General features: G+C 40.6%; 11 protein-coding genes, 1 tRNA gene and 3 other RNA genes. 8 read left to right on the top strand and 7 right to left on the bottom strand.

All coding sequences use genetic code 11. The features are described 5' to 3' along the window. Window positions 1-22: 22 nt before the first annotated feature. Window positions 23-1,660, bottom strand: coding sequence for an ABC transporter substrate-binding protein (locus AACQ83_RS01045; protein WP_112875869.1), 1,638 nt, complete (start codon window positions 1,658-1,660; stop codon window positions 23-25). A gap of 554 nt (window positions 1,661-2,214) precedes the next feature. Further along, window positions 2,215-2,859: a YchE family NAAT transporter gene (locus AACQ83_RS01040; protein ID WP_112875868.1), complete on the bottom strand. Its 645-nt coding sequence runs from the start codon at window positions 2,857-2,859 to the stop codon at window positions 2,215-2,217. Between the two features lie 411 nt (window positions 2,860-3,270). Here AACQ83_RS01040 and adhE point away from each other — a divergent pair, with 411 nt between their 5' ends. Then, window positions 3,271-5,904 carry a bifunctional acetaldehyde-CoA/alcohol dehydrogenase gene (gene adhE, locus AACQ83_RS01035; protein ID WP_112875867.1) on the top strand — a complete coding sequence of 878 codons (2,634 nt, stop codon included), beginning with the start codon at window positions 3,271-3,273 and terminating at the stop codon, window positions 5,902-5,904. Between the two features lie 130 nt (window positions 5,905-6,034). On the opposite strand, the gene AACQ83_RS01030 is transcribed toward adhE, so the two are convergent. Then, complete coding sequence (locus AACQ83_RS01030; RefSeq protein ID WP_112875866.1) at window positions 6,035-6,640, bottom strand: thymidine kinase; 606 nt, start codon at window positions 6,638-6,640, stop codon at window positions 6,035-6,037. Between the two features lie 644 nt (window positions 6,641-7,284). Here AACQ83_RS01030 and hns point away from each other — a divergent pair. Further along, complete coding sequence (gene hns, locus AACQ83_RS01025) at window positions 7,285-7,689, top strand: histone-like nucleoid-structuring protein H-NS (protein WP_112875865.1); 405 nt, start codon at window positions 7,285-7,287, stop codon at window positions 7,687-7,689. 298 nt (window positions 7,690-7,987) lie between these two features. Here the strand turns inward: hns and AACQ83_RS01020 are convergent, their stop codons facing one another. From AACQ83_RS01020 to rssB, 4 genes are all read right to left on the bottom strand, one after another. Then, window positions 7,988-9,001: an NAD-dependent epimerase gene (locus tag AACQ83_RS01020; RefSeq protein ID WP_112875864.1), complete on the bottom strand. Its 1,014-nt coding sequence runs from the start codon at window positions 8,999-9,001 to the stop codon at window positions 7,988-7,990. An 8-nt stretch (window positions 9,002-9,009) separates the two neighbouring features. Next, window positions 9,010-10,353: a UDP-glucose dehydrogenase family protein gene (locus AACQ83_RS01015; protein ID WP_112875863.1), complete on the bottom strand. Its 1,344-nt coding sequence runs from the start codon at window positions 10,351-10,353 to the stop codon at window positions 9,010-9,012. A 25-nt stretch (window positions 10,354-10,378) separates the two neighbouring features. Beyond that, window positions 10,379-11,326 carry a UTP--glucose-1-phosphate uridylyltransferase GalU gene (galU, locus tag AACQ83_RS01010; RefSeq protein WP_112875862.1) on the bottom strand — a complete coding sequence of 316 codons (948 nt, stop codon included), beginning with the start codon at window positions 11,324-11,326 and terminating at the stop codon, window positions 10,379-10,381. Window positions 11,327-11,719: 393 nt separating this feature from the next. After that, window positions 11,720-12,745, bottom strand: a complete 1,026-nt coding sequence (gene rssB, locus AACQ83_RS01005; protein ID WP_112875861.1) for a two-component system response regulator RssB — start codon at window positions 12,743-12,745, stop codon at window positions 11,720-11,722. Between the two features lie 157 nt (window positions 12,746-12,902). On the opposite strand from rssB, the gene AACQ83_RS01000 reads away from it, so the two are divergent. The 6 genes from AACQ83_RS01000 to AACQ83_RS00975 all read left to right on the top strand — a co-directional run bounded on the left by AACQ83_RS01000 (window position 12,903) and on the right by AACQ83_RS00975 (window position 15,147). Beyond that, window positions 12,903-13,382 (top strand): YchJ family protein, encoded by a 480-nt coding sequence (locus AACQ83_RS01000; RefSeq protein WP_112875860.1) that lies wholly within the window; start codon window positions 12,903-12,905, stop codon window positions 13,380-13,382. 45 nt (window positions 13,383-13,427) lie between these two features. Continuing rightward, the gene (purU, locus tag AACQ83_RS00995) at window positions 13,428-14,276 is read left to right on the top strand and encodes a formyltetrahydrofolate deformylase (protein WP_112875859.1); all 849 of its coding nucleotides are present in this window, start codon (window positions 13,428-13,430) and stop codon (window positions 14,274-14,276) included. A gap of 250 nt (window positions 14,277-14,526) precedes the next feature. After that, window positions 14,527-14,611, top strand: a tRNA-Tyr gene (locus tag AACQ83_RS00990). Between the two features lie 43 nt (window positions 14,612-14,654). Further along, a non-coding RNA gene (locus AACQ83_RS00985) (RtT sRNA) lies at window positions 14,655-14,790 on the top strand. 43 nt (window positions 14,791-14,833) lie between these two features. Then, a non-coding RNA gene (locus AACQ83_RS00980) (RtT sRNA) lies at window positions 14,834-14,969 on the top strand. 42 nt (window positions 14,970-15,011) lie between these two features. Continuing rightward, window positions 15,012-15,147: non-coding RNA, RtT sRNA (locus AACQ83_RS00975), on the top strand. The last annotated feature ends 129 nt before the right edge of the window (window positions 15,148-15,276 follow it).

The following is a 15,276-nucleotide window of genomic DNA, read 5'->3' as shown; positions in this document are numbered from 1 at the left end:
CTCTTTTGAATAAAGCTATTGTCTAATTTTTTATCATATACAGTCGCTTAATATCCATATAATCCAATGGGTCTTTCCCTGAAAACCCTCCCACTGATGGGCTAACAAGCCGTACACTTACCCGGTAATAAACGGGAATCAGCACCGAGTCTTTATCCAATTGAAACTCGGCTTGTTGGTATAATTTCTTACGCTCAATAGCATCCTTAGCGATTAATGCCTGTTCCAGATAGCTATCAAAATTTTTATTCTGATAAAAAGTCGTGTTATTGCTGCTGTCTGACAACAACATATTTAAAAATGCGGTAGGTTCATTGTAATCAGCACACCAGGTCGCTCTGGTCACCTCATAATTCCCTTGATGGCGGCTTTCAAGAGAAGTTTTCCATTCCTGATTCTGCAAAATCACATCCGCTCCTAGATTCTTTTTCCACATAGAAGCGGCGGCAATAGCCTGCTGTTTATTTTGCTCAGATGTGTTGTATAACAATGTGAACTTCAATGGATTCGCCTGATTGAAACCGGCCTGAGCCAACAATTCTCTCGCGCGTTTATTACGCTGCTCCTGTGTCCAATTAGCCCATTCTGGTTTAGCAAAATCGCCGCCCCCGATAAATGTTGGCGTAAAACCATAAGCCGGTATTTGCCCCTGCCCCATAATTTTCCCCGCAATAATATCCCGGTCAAGAGTTAGCTTGACTGCTTCGCGGACTCTGGCATCAGTAAACGGCGGTTTTTTATTGTTGATTTCGTAATAAAACGTACAGAGATAAGGGCTGACGCGAACCTGATCGGGGATATCTTTTTTCATTTTCTGATACAGAGTCGGCGGAATGACGCTGTGGGTGATATTTATCTCTCCACTCCGATAGCGGTTAATATCACTGGTTTCAGATTGAAGAGGTAAGAGAGTCGCTTGATCAATAACTGTTTTTGCATTATTCCAATATCTAGGGTTGCGTTCGAGCACTATCCGCTCATTGACCACCCACTCTTTCAACGAATACGCCCCATTACCGACATAATTTTCTGGCAGTGTCCATTTATTGCCCCATTTTTCAACCACATCCTTTTTCACCGGTTTCATTGCCGTATGGCTGAGCATACTGACGAAATAAGGCACAGGATGCGTCAGAGTCACCTGTAAACGATGATCATCCAACGCCTTTACGCCCAACTGATCAGGAGATTTTTTACCTCTCAGAACATCACTAATATTTTCAACATAAGCATATTGAAGATAGCTAGCATAAGGTGAACCCACTTTTGGGTCAGCTAACCGTTGCCAGCTATAGACAAAATCGTGGGCAGTGACAGGCGTTCCATCACTCCATTTAGCATTATCACGCAGATAAAACGTCCATACTTGGGAATCCTGATTTTCCCAATGGGTCGCAACGCCTGGCACAATTTCTCCCTCAGAACCCGTCCTCACTAACCCTTCCAGGAGATTAAGAATAATGTTGCTTTCTGGTACTCCTTCAACTTTATGTGGATCAAGCGAGGCAACTTCGGTGCCATTATTAATAATAATTTGTTGTTTATCCGCAAGTTTCACACCATCTGGAAGTTCAACGGCAGACACGGCGGTAACAAGAAACGCTGATAATAAAAATATACAGGAAATAAACTTATGTAATTTTAATTGTTTGATCTTCATTTTTTACCTCCAGTTTGATGGATCTGTTCATTCAACATATCCCATCAAGGCCGGTATCTTCACATTATTTAGCCCAAAGTAACGGATTAAATATTAAAGGCAACTTATCATATCTATTGTTAAAATATCGCTCTCATATTGTAAAAATCATCCTTACAAGCAACTTAGTACGACTTATTACATTAATTGATAAAACATCCCAAAATTCATTATAACAAATTGATATGTATAGCATTATTAACTTAAAACTTAACTAAAATAGTAAACAAAGCTAGACCAAAGATGAAAATAAACATAATTTTAACAAATTGCAATCAATGCAAATTAAAAACCTACATTCATCACAAAACTGTGGTGGAAGCAACCAGTTACACATCGAACTAACAGGAAAGAATAATTTAGAAAAATATTGGGTTATTTGTATAAAATTCAGGAAGTACCGGTAAAAGAAAGGAGAAAAGCCTATGAAATAGGCTTTATAATAAAAATGATAAGAATATTATAATTTGTAATTTCACTAGAATGAAAGCTAACACCTTTTATCGTAAATCATATCAAAGCAACCCTGGGAATAGCGCTCTGATCCCTGTCACAATCAGTTCAATTCCCAAAGACATCAATAGCAGTCCCATAATTCGGGTGATAACGTTAATGCCTGTTTGCCCAAGATATTTGACGACTAAAGGTGCAGATCGAAATAATAACCAGCAGCAAAGCGCAAACAACGCGCTGGTAATCATCAAACCAATAAAATTCTGCCATCCCTGATAACGAGAACTCCAGACAATACAAGAACTGATTGCACCGGGACCTGCCATTAACGGCAATGCCAGCGGCACAACACCAACACTTTCTCTAACAGCTGTTTCTGATTTTTCCTGCTTATTCTGTTTGTCCTCTCCAAGTTTACCGTTAATCATCGACATCGCGATGGTCACAACCAAAATCCCACCAGCAATACGAAAAGAGTCAATGGAAATGCCGAACATACGCAGTATCGAGTCACCTAACAGCAAAGCTGTCCATAAAATGATGGCAACAGAAATATTGGCAATAAAGTTAGTTCTATTACGAGCCGATTGGGCTTGGTAGTGAGTCATACTGATAAAAACCGGCAAAATACCAACAGGATTGACCAGTGCAAACAGCCCAACAAAAAACTTAATGTAACCAGGCAGATCCAGCAGTAAGTCACCCACAAAGAACCTCTATTGAGTTACGCTGTGTTGTTAAAAACATTCTCATGATTGCTCTCCCAAAAACCATAGAAAACTTAATTTTTTCTTCACCTTATACTGGCGAAGTTCTCTTTTCCATCGACCACAACGCATTTTTTAATTTAAAATATCTTATATAACAAGTTGTTAACCCGATATTTTTATTAGATTAAAAATTCAACTTCTTAACGCTATTTACAACCCAATCAATAATAACTATCACTGACCCAAGCTGAAAGGAATCAGCTTGGGGATTTATGTGATTAAGATCAATATATATTTAATACCAAATGGTAACCTGTAGTTACCAAAAAATCACCAAGTTAAATAGTCTAAAAAATACTTATTCATTGATATTAAAAGATTTTTAATATTTTTCAGGAGTACTTCTTTATGACTGTAACTCATGTTACTGAACTGAACGAACTCGTTGCCAGGGTAAAAAAAGCACAACGTGAATTTGCTAACTTTTCTCAGGAGCAAGTTGACAAAATCTTCCGCGCAGCGGCCCTTGCAGCGGCAGATGCACGTATCCCTTTAGCAAAATTAGCCGTAGCAGAATCCGGTATGGGCATTGTCGAAGACAAAGTAATCAAAAACCACTTTGCTTCCGAATATATCTATAACGCTTATAAAGATGATAAAACCTGCGGCATTTTGTCTGAGGATAAAACATTCGGCACCATCACTATCGCCGAACCTATTGGCTTAATCTGCGGTATCGTGCCAACCACCAACCCAACATCTACCGCTATTTTTAAGGCCCTCATCAGCCTAAAAACCCGTAACGGTATTATTCTCTCACCCCACCCACGCGCCAAAAAAGCAACAACTAAAGCAGCAGAATTGGTTCTATCCGCTGCGGTTGCCGCTGGTGCGCCAAAAGATATTATTGGCTGGATTGATGAACCCTCCGTTGAACTTTCCACTGCATTGATGCACCACCAAGACATCAATCTAATCCTGGCGACCGGTGGCCCAGGTATGGTAAAAGCGGCGTACAGCTCTGGTAAGCCCGCAATCGGCGTAGGTGCCGGTAACACCCCGGTTGTCATTGATGAATCAGCTGATATTAAACGTGCTGTTGCATCTATTCTGATGTCTAAAACCTTTGACAACGGTGTCATCTGCGCTTCAGAGCAATCCGTTATCGTGGTGGATGCAGTGTATGATCAGGTGCGTAAACGTTTCTTTACTCATGGCGGTTATCTGTTACAAGGCAAGGAACTGAAAGCTGTTCAAGATATCATTCTGAAAAACGGGAGTCTAAATGCGGAAATTGTTGGTCAATCTGCAACAAAAATTGCCGAAATGGCAGGCATTAATGTTCCTGAAAGGACCAAGATCTTGATTGGAGAAGTGAGTTTGACTGATAAAGTAGAACCCTTTGCTCACGAAAAATTGTCTCCACTGCTCGCTATGTATCGTGGTAATAGCTTTGAAGATGCCGTAGAAAAGGCAGAAAAATTGGTTGAAATGGGCGGAATTGGTCACACTTCCTGCTTGTATACCGATCAGGACAATCAGGCGGCACGAATCAAGTATTTCGGCGATAAAATGAAAACAGCTCGTATTCTCGTGAATACTCCTGCTTCTCAGGGCGGTATCGGTGATCTCTACAACTTCAAGCTTGCTCCCTCTCTGACACTAGGTTGCGGCTCTTGGGGAGGAAATTCCATCTCTGAAAATGTCGGACCCAAACATCTCATCAATACCAAAACCGTGGCGAAAAGAGCAGAAAATATGCTGTGGCATAAACTTCCGAAATCAATTTACTTCCGTCGCGGCTCCCTGCCTGTGGCATTAGAAGAAATTGCAACCGACGGTGCAAAACGCGCTTTTATCGTAACAGACCGTTTCTTATTTAATCATGGTTATGCTGATCAAGTCACTGATGTGCTGAAATCCCATGGGATAGAAACAGAAGTTTTCTTTGAAGTTGAAGCAGACCCTACCCTAAGCACTGTTCGTAAGGGTGCGGAACAAATGCACTCATTCAAACCGGACATCATTATTGCCCTGGGGGGAGGGTCCCCAATGGATGCGGCCAAAATTATGTGGGTGATGTATGAACACCCTGAAACTCATTTCGAAGAGCTAGCTCTACGGTTTATGGATATCCGTAAACGCATCTATAGATTCCCCAAAATGGGGGTTAAAGCGAAAATGGTCGCCATTACCACAACTTCCGGCACCGGTTCTGAAGTGACACCATTTGCAGTTGTCACTGATGATGCAACCGGTCAGAAATATCCACTGGCTGATTATGAATTGACTCCTAATATAGCTATCGTTGATGCCAATCTAGTCATGGATATGCCGAAATCACTCTGTGCTTTTGGTGGGTTAGATGCCATCACTCACGCTTTGGAAGCTTATGTATCAGTCTTAGCAAACGAATACTCTGACGGACAAGCACTGCAAGCGCTAAAACTACTGAAAGAGTTCCTCCCAACCAGCTATCATGAAGGGGCCACTAACCCAGTTGCCCGTGAACGGGTTCATAATGCAGCAACTATTGCAGGGATTGCATTTGCTAATGCTTTCTTGGGGGTATGCCACTCTATGGCGCATAAACTGGGTTCTGAGTTCCATATCCCGCATGGCCTGGCTAACGCATTGCTGATTTGTAATGTTATTCGTTATAACGCTAATGATAACCCAACCAAACAGACTGCATTCAGTCAATATGATCGCCCACAGGCCCGCCGTCGTTACGCTGAAATTGCCGATCATCTCGGTTTATCTGCTACTGGTGACCATACTGTCACAAAAATTGAAAAACTGTTAGCCTGGCTGAAAGAGCTCAAGTCTGAGCTAGGTATCCCGACATCTATCCGTGAAGCAGGCATTCAAGAAGCTGACTTCTTGGCAAAAATTGATAAGTTATCTGAAGATGCCTTCGACGACCAATGTACCGGTGCTAATCCGCGCTACCCGCTGATTTCTGAGCTAAAACAATTGCTGTTGGATTCATACTATGGACGAGAATTTACAGAAACCGTTGCAACAGAAAAAAGCCAATAAGAACAAATTTATTAACTGATTAAATACCACTTAAGGGTGCTGATATCAGCACCCTTTAACTTACCGCTGCTCTATTCTTAATACAAACTCTCAAACAGAGCATCCGACCGCTTCACAGAAAGTCTATCCATTACATGCTGTCTTTTCTGTTTTTCCTCGCCTCACTAATAGCATCCATATAGTGCTTACGGCAAACAGACACATATTTTTCATTGCCACCGATATCAACTTGTTCACCATCATAAATGACCGCACCTTCGCTATCAAAACGTAATACACGGTTCGCTTTGCGTCCACAATAGCAAATAGTTTTTAATTCAACTAACTTATCAGCCCACGCCAGAAGATACTGGCTACCACTGAAAAGCTCGCCTCTGAAATCAGTTCTCAGCCCATAACAAAGAACCGGAATATCATCGTAGTCGGTCACCTTACATATCTGTTCAATCTGTGCTTTCGTGAGAAAATGGCACTCATCAATAAGCACACAATGCACTTTTGCCTGCTTATTTTCATTTCTGATCAACTCACCAATATCTGTCTGTTGACTAAATAGAAGTGCATCAGAAGATAATCCAATCCGAGAATTGACTTTTCCATTTTCAAACCGGGTGTCAATTTCCGCGGTAAAAACCAGCGTTTTCATCCCTCTTTCATTATAGTTATAAGAGGATTGCAACAAGGATGTCGATTTTCCAGCATTCATTGCGGAGTAATAAAAATAAAGTTGAGCCATCAACCCTGCCCCTTAACAAAATTTATAAAGCCATATAGTCAGATGAGTTTACCATAAACTTGAGTTGTGATTATCCATCTCAGTAAGCTGCACTGGTTGATATACCGAAATATTTAGCTTAGTGATGTCTTAATGATTCATGACCACCATCACACCAGCCGAGTAATAAAGCGCATTTGAATGACAAATGTTCATGTTTAAATTAAAAAATGAAAGCCAGTCTGATTTGTTGCATATCGTATGCAAATTAATAATGTGCGTGATTTACTTCCAGAAAACGGTAACAGTAAATCAACGATAACTCATGGATTAGTCATAAGTTTTTTTTAACTTAGTATTATCCTGCTTTATCAGGTATGATAAGAAACAGTTAAAATTACTTACCGATTTAGTATATACCTGGTTTATAAATTAGAGAGATTATCATGTCCCCTCTTTGTTAAAGGTACCCTGAACATGTTATTGGGGAATGACAATCGAAATAGCTGTATAAAAAGCGCTATATAACTTTTGTAAAGAAATTACGTTTAAAAAAAAGAGCCATTTTATCGGAATATGAGAAATTGACTATTGCAGAAAATAAAATAGCATTCTATTATTATATCCACATCCGCCATCATCATTAATAATTTGAGACCAGGACAATGAGCGATTTAAAAACCCTAAATAACATCCGTACTTTACGAGCCCAAGCAAGAGAATGCCAACTTGAGTTCTTAGATGAAATACTTGAAAAACTGACCGTCGTTGTTGAAGAACGTCGTGAAGAAGAAAGTCAGGTACAAGCTGAATTAGAGGAACGTACACGTAAATTGGAAGAAGTTCGTAAAATGATTCTTGACCAAGGAATTGATCCAAGCGAATTGCTTCAGACAATGAGCTCCGGCAAATCTGCTGGTAAAGCAAAACGTCCCGCACGTCCAGCTAAATACCAATATGTTGATACAAATGGTGAAACTAAAACTTGGACTGGCCAAGGACGTACACCTGCTGTTATCAAAAAAGCAATTGAAGAAGAAGGAAGAACACTGGAAAGTTTCTTACTCTAATCCATTGTTTTTCAAGTTAATTTAATTAAAAACACCCTTTTAAAATAGAAGGGTGTTTTTATTATAAAACAACTTAGCTGACAAAAGAATTAACGTCTATCGTATAAGCGAGATAAGTATCTTTGAGAAGAATTTAGTCGAGTTGCCCGTTTTTTGTATCATTTCTTTATGGTAAAGCAAGGCTAGTTACTCACTTAGCCAATGCCTAGATAAATTAATAATCAAACAGACACAACTATTTACTTCTCTCTGGTCACTGTCGTTGATTCAATAGATAAGGAGCCAATGGCTCCTTATCTTATTTAGACTTATGATAGAAACTCAAATACCACTCTACAAACTGCTTCACACCCTGCTTCACAGATGTATTTGGGGCAAACCCTATTTTTTGGAAAATGTCACTTGAATCAGCACAGGTCGACAGAACATCACCATCTTGCATGGGCATAAAATTTTTCTTAGCCAGAATGCCTAATGATTCTTCTATTGCTTCAATAAAATCACCTAGTCTAGTTGGTTGACCATTACCAATATTATAAATACAGTAAGGGGCAGAGCTGGCAGATATTTGCCCATCTTCAACCATCCAGCTCTCATTTGGTGTGGGAATGATGTCTTGCAATCTGATTATTGATTCAACGATATCATCTATATACGTAAAATCTCTAACCATATTACCGTGGTTATAAACATCAATAGGCTGCCCTGATAACATGGCCTTGGTGAACTTAAATAAAGCCATATCAGGACGTCCCCACGGACCATATACTGTAAAGAAGCGCAAGCCTGTCGTTGGCAACTGATAAAGATGAGAGTAACTGTGAGACATTAATTCATCTGATTTTTTCGTTGCCGCATATAGTGAAACTGGATGATCAACCGAATCATTTGTAGAAAACGGTTGCTTTCTATTTAATCCATAAACAGAACTAGAAGAAGAATATAATAAATGCTCAACATTATTATAACGGCAACCTTCCAGGATATTGATATGCCCTATTATATTCGAATCAATGTAAGCCATTGGGTTTTGCAACGAATAGCGAACACCCGCCTGAGCTCCCAGATGGATAACCCGCTGAAATTGGTGTCGCGAAAAAAGATCGGGAATGGCTATTCTGTCAGCTAAATCTAGCTTTTCAAATTTAAAACCTGACTTATCAAATAATAGATCTAACCGTGCTTGTTTGAGACTCACATCATAATAGTCATTAAGGTTGTCGATACCCACAACCTCATGCCCCATTTGCAATAATCTCTGGCTCACATGAAAGCCAATAAAACCAGCAGCACCTGTGACTAAGAATTTCATTGTATTACTCAGATAACCGGATTAATGGATGCACCACGACCAATCCCATAATAAATAAAACCTCGGGATTGCAGGCGTTCAGGATCATAGAGATTCCGGCCATCAAAGATAACCGGCGTTTTGAGAGACTCTTTGATGACATCAAAATCTGGCGCACGAAAACTTTGCCATTCAGTACAAATGATCAAGGCATCGGCTCCCTTAAGCGCTGCTTCTTTAGTCCCCATCAATAATAAATCATCACGCTGACCATAAATACGCTGAGCTTCCTGCATCGCCTCAGGATCGTAAGCCTGTATTTTGGCTCCGGCCTGCCATAATGCTTTCATCAAAACACGGCTTGATGCTTCACGCATATCATCGGTATTCGGTTTGAACGATAATCCCCAGACCGCAAACATCTTACCGGATAAATCCTCCCCGAAATGGCGTTTGACAAAAGAAGGTAATTTACTCTTTTGCAGCTCATTCACTTGTTCTACAGCAAGAAGAATCTTGGGTTGATAGCCAATTTGCTCTGCGGTACGAATTAACGCCTGCACATCTTTCGGAAAACATGAGCCACCATAACCACAGCCCGGATAGATAAAATGATAGCCAATACGGGAATCAGAACCCATTCCTTGACGAACATGCTCAATATCAGCGCCAAGCATCTCAGCTAAATTAGATATCTCATTCATAAAACTGATTTTCGTTGCCAACATACAGTTAGCAGCATATTTAGTCAGTTCTGCACTACGGATATCCATCACAATCATACGATCATGATTACGGTTAAATGGCTCATACAACTCACGTATCAGGTCAACGACTCTGTCGTTGTCACACCCAATAATAATCCGCTCAGGGCGCATACAATCTGCAACAGCGGCCCCTTCTTTGAGAAACTCCGGGTTAGAAACCACATCAAATGGGATATCAATATTGCGTTTACGCAGAGTCTCATTGACAACCGCATTAACTTTATCTGCTGTACCAACAGGAACCGTAGATTTATCAATAATAACTTTATAGCTATCCATGTACTCCGCAATAGTACGGGCAACGGCGGAGACATACTTCAAATCCGCTGAACCATCTTCATCGGGAGGCGTACCTACCGCAATAAACTGTAACTTACCGTGAGCAACACCGGCTTTTGCATCAGTGCTGAAATTCAGACGGCCTTCTTCATAATTCTTCTTAACCAGTGGCGCTAAACCAGGCTCAAAAATGGGGACTTGACCATTTTTCAGGTTCTCAACTTTATTTTCATCTACATCAATGCAAAGGACATCATGCCCTACTTCAGCTAAAACCGTAGCCTGAACCAGGCCAACATAGCCAATACCAAATACTGTAACTTTCATATGATACCTAAAAATTTCCACAAGATTATTCTTTAGCTTGATCCTGCAAAGCCACTAACCAGTCAGTAAACTCTTTGCCTAAAGCATGATGTTTCATACCATATTGGACAAACGCCTGCATATAACCAAGCTTATTACCGCAATCATGGCTTACACCCTGCAAATGATAGGCTTCCACAGGCTCCCTTTCTATTAACATGGCAATTGCATCAGTGAGTTGAATTTCATCACCGGCACCTGGCGCTGTTTTTGCTAATAATGACCAAATTTTCTCGGACAACACATAACGGCCAACAATGGAAAGATTTGACGGCGCTTCTTTAGGTTGAGGTTTTTCAACTACGCGCTTAATTAGCTTGCTGTCGCCGGGTTGCAGATTTTCTCCCTGGCAATCGACAATACCATAACTGGAAACATCTTCATGAGGTACAGGTTCTACTAATATCTGGCTGGCTCCCGTTTCATTATAACGAACCAACATCTCGCTCAGATTATATCTGGTCAGATCTGTACTGTATTCATCAAGAATAACATCAGGCAGTATCACAGCAAAAGGTTCATCACCGATTAAAGGCTTGGCACATAACACCGCATGTCCTAATCCTTTAGCAATTCCCTGACGAGTTTGCATAATAGTGACATGACTTGGGCAAATAGATTGAACTTCGTCCAATAACTGACGCTTCACCCTTTTCTCAAGGATAGCTTCTAACTCAAAACTGGTATCAAAATGATTTTCAATTGAATTTTTTGATGAATGAGTCACCAAGATAATTTCATTAATGCCAGCGGCAATACATTCATTAACAACATACTGAATAAGAGGTTTATCTACTAAAGGTAACATCTCTTTAGGAATTGCTTTCGTAGCAGGTAACATCCTCGTTCCCAAGCCTGCGACTGGAATAACGGCTTTCTTTACTATTTTGTCTACTGATAGTTTGTCTACTGATCGTTTTTCTACTGATGGCATTAACCTTTCTCCCGATGTTTTTTGGCTGAAACAAATCCGTCTTCAACTCAAAATCAGTGCCAATTCTTTAATAAGGTATCACTATTACTGATTATTTTGTGTCAATAAACCGCGCACACGAACAGCACGCAGGAACCAATACATACAAAAGTTCACTGCTTCGTTCACCCTTCTGACCACTCAAAAAGTTATCACTTTTATCTGAGCAGTGCTAAATCCGCTCTTTGTACTAAAGAGCGGCAAATAAAATAGCCTGATTAGATAGATTTCCAAGCATAATAGGCGGAGTATACCAGCTAATTCTCTTCGATAAACATCACCATTCTGCTTAATTACATTACCGTGACTTGATGTTTAAAATCCATTTTAAACAAAATTCCACCTTGGTAATATTCACCCAAAATACATTGAAGAAAGCATCAGATTTATTTGACTATTTGTATTCCAAATCCGACATTGCCATTCAGCACTATGAGAACAAACTTGGTTCGAACAAATCGTTCTCAATGTCCCAAGAGGAACACCACTGTCTAATTGGATTTGGCGATTACCCGACTTAATACTGGCATGTAACCCCGCAGAAGTGAGCAGAACCGTTTTATTGATTGTATGATAATATCCAAGCAGCAATGGAAATTGCCCTTGTAACCCTGCACCTTCCAGTAACTTATTAATTCTATTTAGAATGCCTTCCATATTGGGTAAACGTCGGGAATGGTGGATGATATGCTCTTGTAACAAACTATTAAATATGACTCTAAGTAATAATGCTGAAATCACACCATACTCTTTTGAACGGCTAATATCTAGACAATAAAAAGCTAATTCATTGTCAGATAACGCCGCCATATCGAGAATTAATCCTGGATTATCAATCATATTTAATTTTCGGTAATTGACTTTACAGTGGGCAATCACTTGAGAAACTGGGGGTTGCAACTGCTTAAGCATATTTAATGCTTCATCTGAATTATGCTTTAGGGTTAACCAATCTTTATTCAAGTTATTCTGTTCAATCGCACCAGACATAAAGACCGTAGGATGTAAATAGGCCAACACCGATTTTTTTATCTCATTAAGATCTGAAACTGGTTTTAATAAAACATCTTTTGCACCCAAACGAAGCACTTCATCAATTTCGGCCATCTTGTTAGTTGCTGAAATAATAATAACTGGAATGCTAATACCCTCATTCGTCAATTTCGCAATAAATTCAATGCCATTCATGACCGGCATATCTAAATCACATAAAATAAGTTCAACATGAGCTTCGCGTCCTAGCACCTGTAGTGCAACAGCGCCATTAGATGCGACTAATACCTTAGCGCCCAACGTTCGCAAATACCCTGCCAGCAAAGAACAAAAAACAGGTTCATCCTCCACAATCAGAATTTTTTTGCCTGCCAATGCCTTTTCCATAAATACGCTCCCTTACCTTAATATTGCGACCTTCACCTTTTCTTAGGTACTATCACTCATATTAGTTCAATTAAGTGACTATCATTTGTTCTCTTACGTTTCTTTGCAATAGAAAACCCATAAAAATGGTATTTCACCCTTTACAATTGGAGTTATTTTGACAGAGCTATGTCCTTGTGGTAGTGGAATAGATTTTGCGGATTGCTGTTCCCCTTATCTCCAAAACATAAAATTTGCCCAAACTGCCGAATCACTGATGCGTTCCCGATACAGTGCCTATGTAAAGCACAACGCCGATTATCTAATTACCAGTTGGCATCCTGACTGCCAGGCTGAAAAGTGGCGTTTAGATATAGAACAAAGTTTTATTGTTACCCAGTGGCTCGGACTACATGTCATTACAACTGAAAAAGGCGAAAATGATAACGAAGCCTATGTTGAATTTTCAGCTTGCTTTCTTGATCAGAAATCCCAAGATAAGCAACTTATTCATGAGCGTTCACGTTTTCTTCGTATAGACCAGCGTTGGTACTATATTGATGGTGTAAAACCTATTGATGGCGTAAAACCTCAAACTGGCCGTAATAGCCCCTGCCCATGTGGTTCGGGTAAAAAATACAAAAAATGTTGTGGTTAAGACCCATAAACAGAAAACGCAAAATATTTAAGGATAATCCCATTCATGCAGCACCAACATATACAAAAGAAAATTTTACGCACTATTTGCCCTGATGCCAAAGGACTGATCGCCAAAATTACTAATATTTGCTACAAACACCAACTGAATATAGTTCAGAATAATGAATTCGTCGATCATCGTACTGGCCGCTTTTTTATGCGTACTGAGCTTGAAGGAATTTTCAATGATGAGACATTTCTTGCTGATTTAGATGATGCACTGCCGGTGGGCTCTCAACGGGAATTAAATAGTTCGGGGCGTCGACGTATTGTCATTATGGTGACAAAAGAAGCGCATTGTCTTGGGGATTTGCTCATGAAAAGCGCTTATGACGGGCTTGATGTTGAAATTGCGGCGGTTATCGGCAACCACGCAACATTACAATCATTGGTTGAACAATTTGGCATTCCTTTCCATTTAATCAGTCACGAGGGTTTAACCCGTGAACAACACGATGAAAAACTGATTGCACAAATTAACCAATACAAACCTGACTACGTGGTATTAGCTAAATACATGCGAGTACTGACACCAGAATTTGTCCAGCATTATCCAAATCAGATTATTAACATTCACCACTCCTTTTTACCTGCATTTATCGGGGCGCGTCCTTATCATCAAGCTTATGAGAGAGGGGTAAAAATCATCGGAGCAACAGCGCATTATGTAAATAATAACTTAGATGAAGGCCCAATTATTACTCAGAAGGTCATTAACATAGACCATACATACACTGCTGAAGATATGATGAGAGCGGGCCGGGATGTTGAAAAAAATGTTCTGAGTCATGCTTTATATTGGGTTCTTGCTCAGCGGGTTTTTGTTTACGGCAACCGTACTGTAATTCTTTAAAGCTGAATTAATTGGGACAGCGAAACAACAATGCGGCGCTTGCGACGCATTGGCCCGCAGGGCGAGGAACGCAGTGACGAGTCATCCTTCCCCCTCCACCAACAAACAGACCGCTTATTTGCTCACAACAAGATCAATAAGGGTGGAAAATCAACATATAGTCACTTATTTTTAAATATCTACTTTACAGCAGCGGTTCATCTGATATGATTCCGTCCGCTGTAAGCAACAGCGATACTTCTCAAAATCTGGTGGGGTTCCCGAGCGGCCAAAGGGAGCAGACTGTAAATCTGCCGTCACAGACTTCGAAGGTTCGAATCCTTCCCCCACCACCATAAATATTCTTCAGGCCTTACAAAAACAAACCCAATAAGAACATACTCCTCATTCGGGGGAAGGTGAGAACCTTCGCTAAGGTTCGAGTTGAGCGTAGCGAAACAACAATGCGACGCTTGCGGCGCGTTGGCCCGCAGGGCGAGGAACGCAGTGACGAGTCATCCTTCCCCCACCACCATAAATATTCTTCAGGCCTTACAAAAACAAACCCAATAAGAACATACTCCTCATTTGGGGGAAGGTGAGAACCTTCGCTAAGGTTCGAGTTGAGCGTAGCGAAACAACAATGCGACGCTTGCGGCGCGTTGGCCCGCAGGGCGAGGAACGCAGTGACGAGTCATCCTTCCCCCACCACCATAAATATTCTTCAGGCCTTACAAAAACAAACCCAATAAGAACATACTCCTCATTTGGGGAAGGTGAGAACCTTCGCTAAGGTTCGAGTTGAGCGTAGCGAAACAACAATGCGACGCTTGCGGCGCGTTGGCCCGCAGGGCGAGGAACGCAGTGACGAGTCATCCTTCCCCCACCACCATAAATATCCTTCAGGCCTTGCAAACAAACCTAAGTTCCTAAGTTAACATCCAATACCCCTTAATTCCTCCAAAAGCAGCCTACCTATACATCCCCCTAAATTATCTATCCTTAAACAGCTCCAGAGACT

It is taken from the genome of Photorhabdus sp. S10-54, from assembly GCF_963878145.1.
Classification (GTDB): domain Bacteria; phylum Pseudomonadota; class Gammaproteobacteria; order Enterobacterales; family Enterobacteriaceae; genus Photorhabdus; species Photorhabdus kayaii.
Note: the sequence above shows the minus strand (reverse complement) of the source record. Positions and strands in the feature narration are given on the sequence as shown.

Excerpts from the sequence above, each read along its gene's own strand:
- AACQ83_RS01045 (WP_112875869.1), bottom strand. The coding sequence starts at position 1,660 with ATGAAGATCAAACAATTAAAATTACATAAGTTTATTTCCTGTATATTT.
- adhE (WP_112875867.1), top strand. The coding sequence starts at position 3,271 with ATGACTGTAACTCATGTTACTGAACTGAACGAACTCGTTGCCAGGGTA.
- AACQ83_RS01030 (WP_112875866.1), bottom strand. The coding sequence starts at position 6,640 with ATGGCTCAACTTTATTTTTATTACTCCGCAATGAATGCTGGAAAATCG.
- hns (WP_112875865.1), top strand. The coding sequence starts at position 7,285 with ATGAGCGATTTAAAAACCCTAAATAACATCCGTACTTTACGAGCCCAA.
- AACQ83_RS01020 (WP_112875864.1), bottom strand. The coding sequence starts at position 9,001 with ATGAAATTCTTAGTCACAGGTGCTGCTGGTTTTATTGGCTTTCATGTG.
- AACQ83_RS01015 (WP_112875863.1), bottom strand. The coding sequence starts at position 10,353 with ATGAAAGTTACAGTATTTGGTATTGGCTATGTTGGCCTGGTTCAGGCT.
- galU (WP_112875862.1), bottom strand. The coding sequence starts at position 11,326 with ATGCCATCAGTAGAAAAACGATCAGTAGACAAACTATCAGTAGACAAA.
- rssB (WP_112875861.1), bottom strand. The coding sequence starts at position 12,745 with ATGGAAAAGGCATTGGCAGGCAAAAAAATTCTGATTGTGGAGGATGAA.
- purU (WP_112875859.1), top strand. The coding sequence starts at position 13,428 with ATGCAGCACCAACATATACAAAAGAAAATTTTACGCACTATTTGCCCT.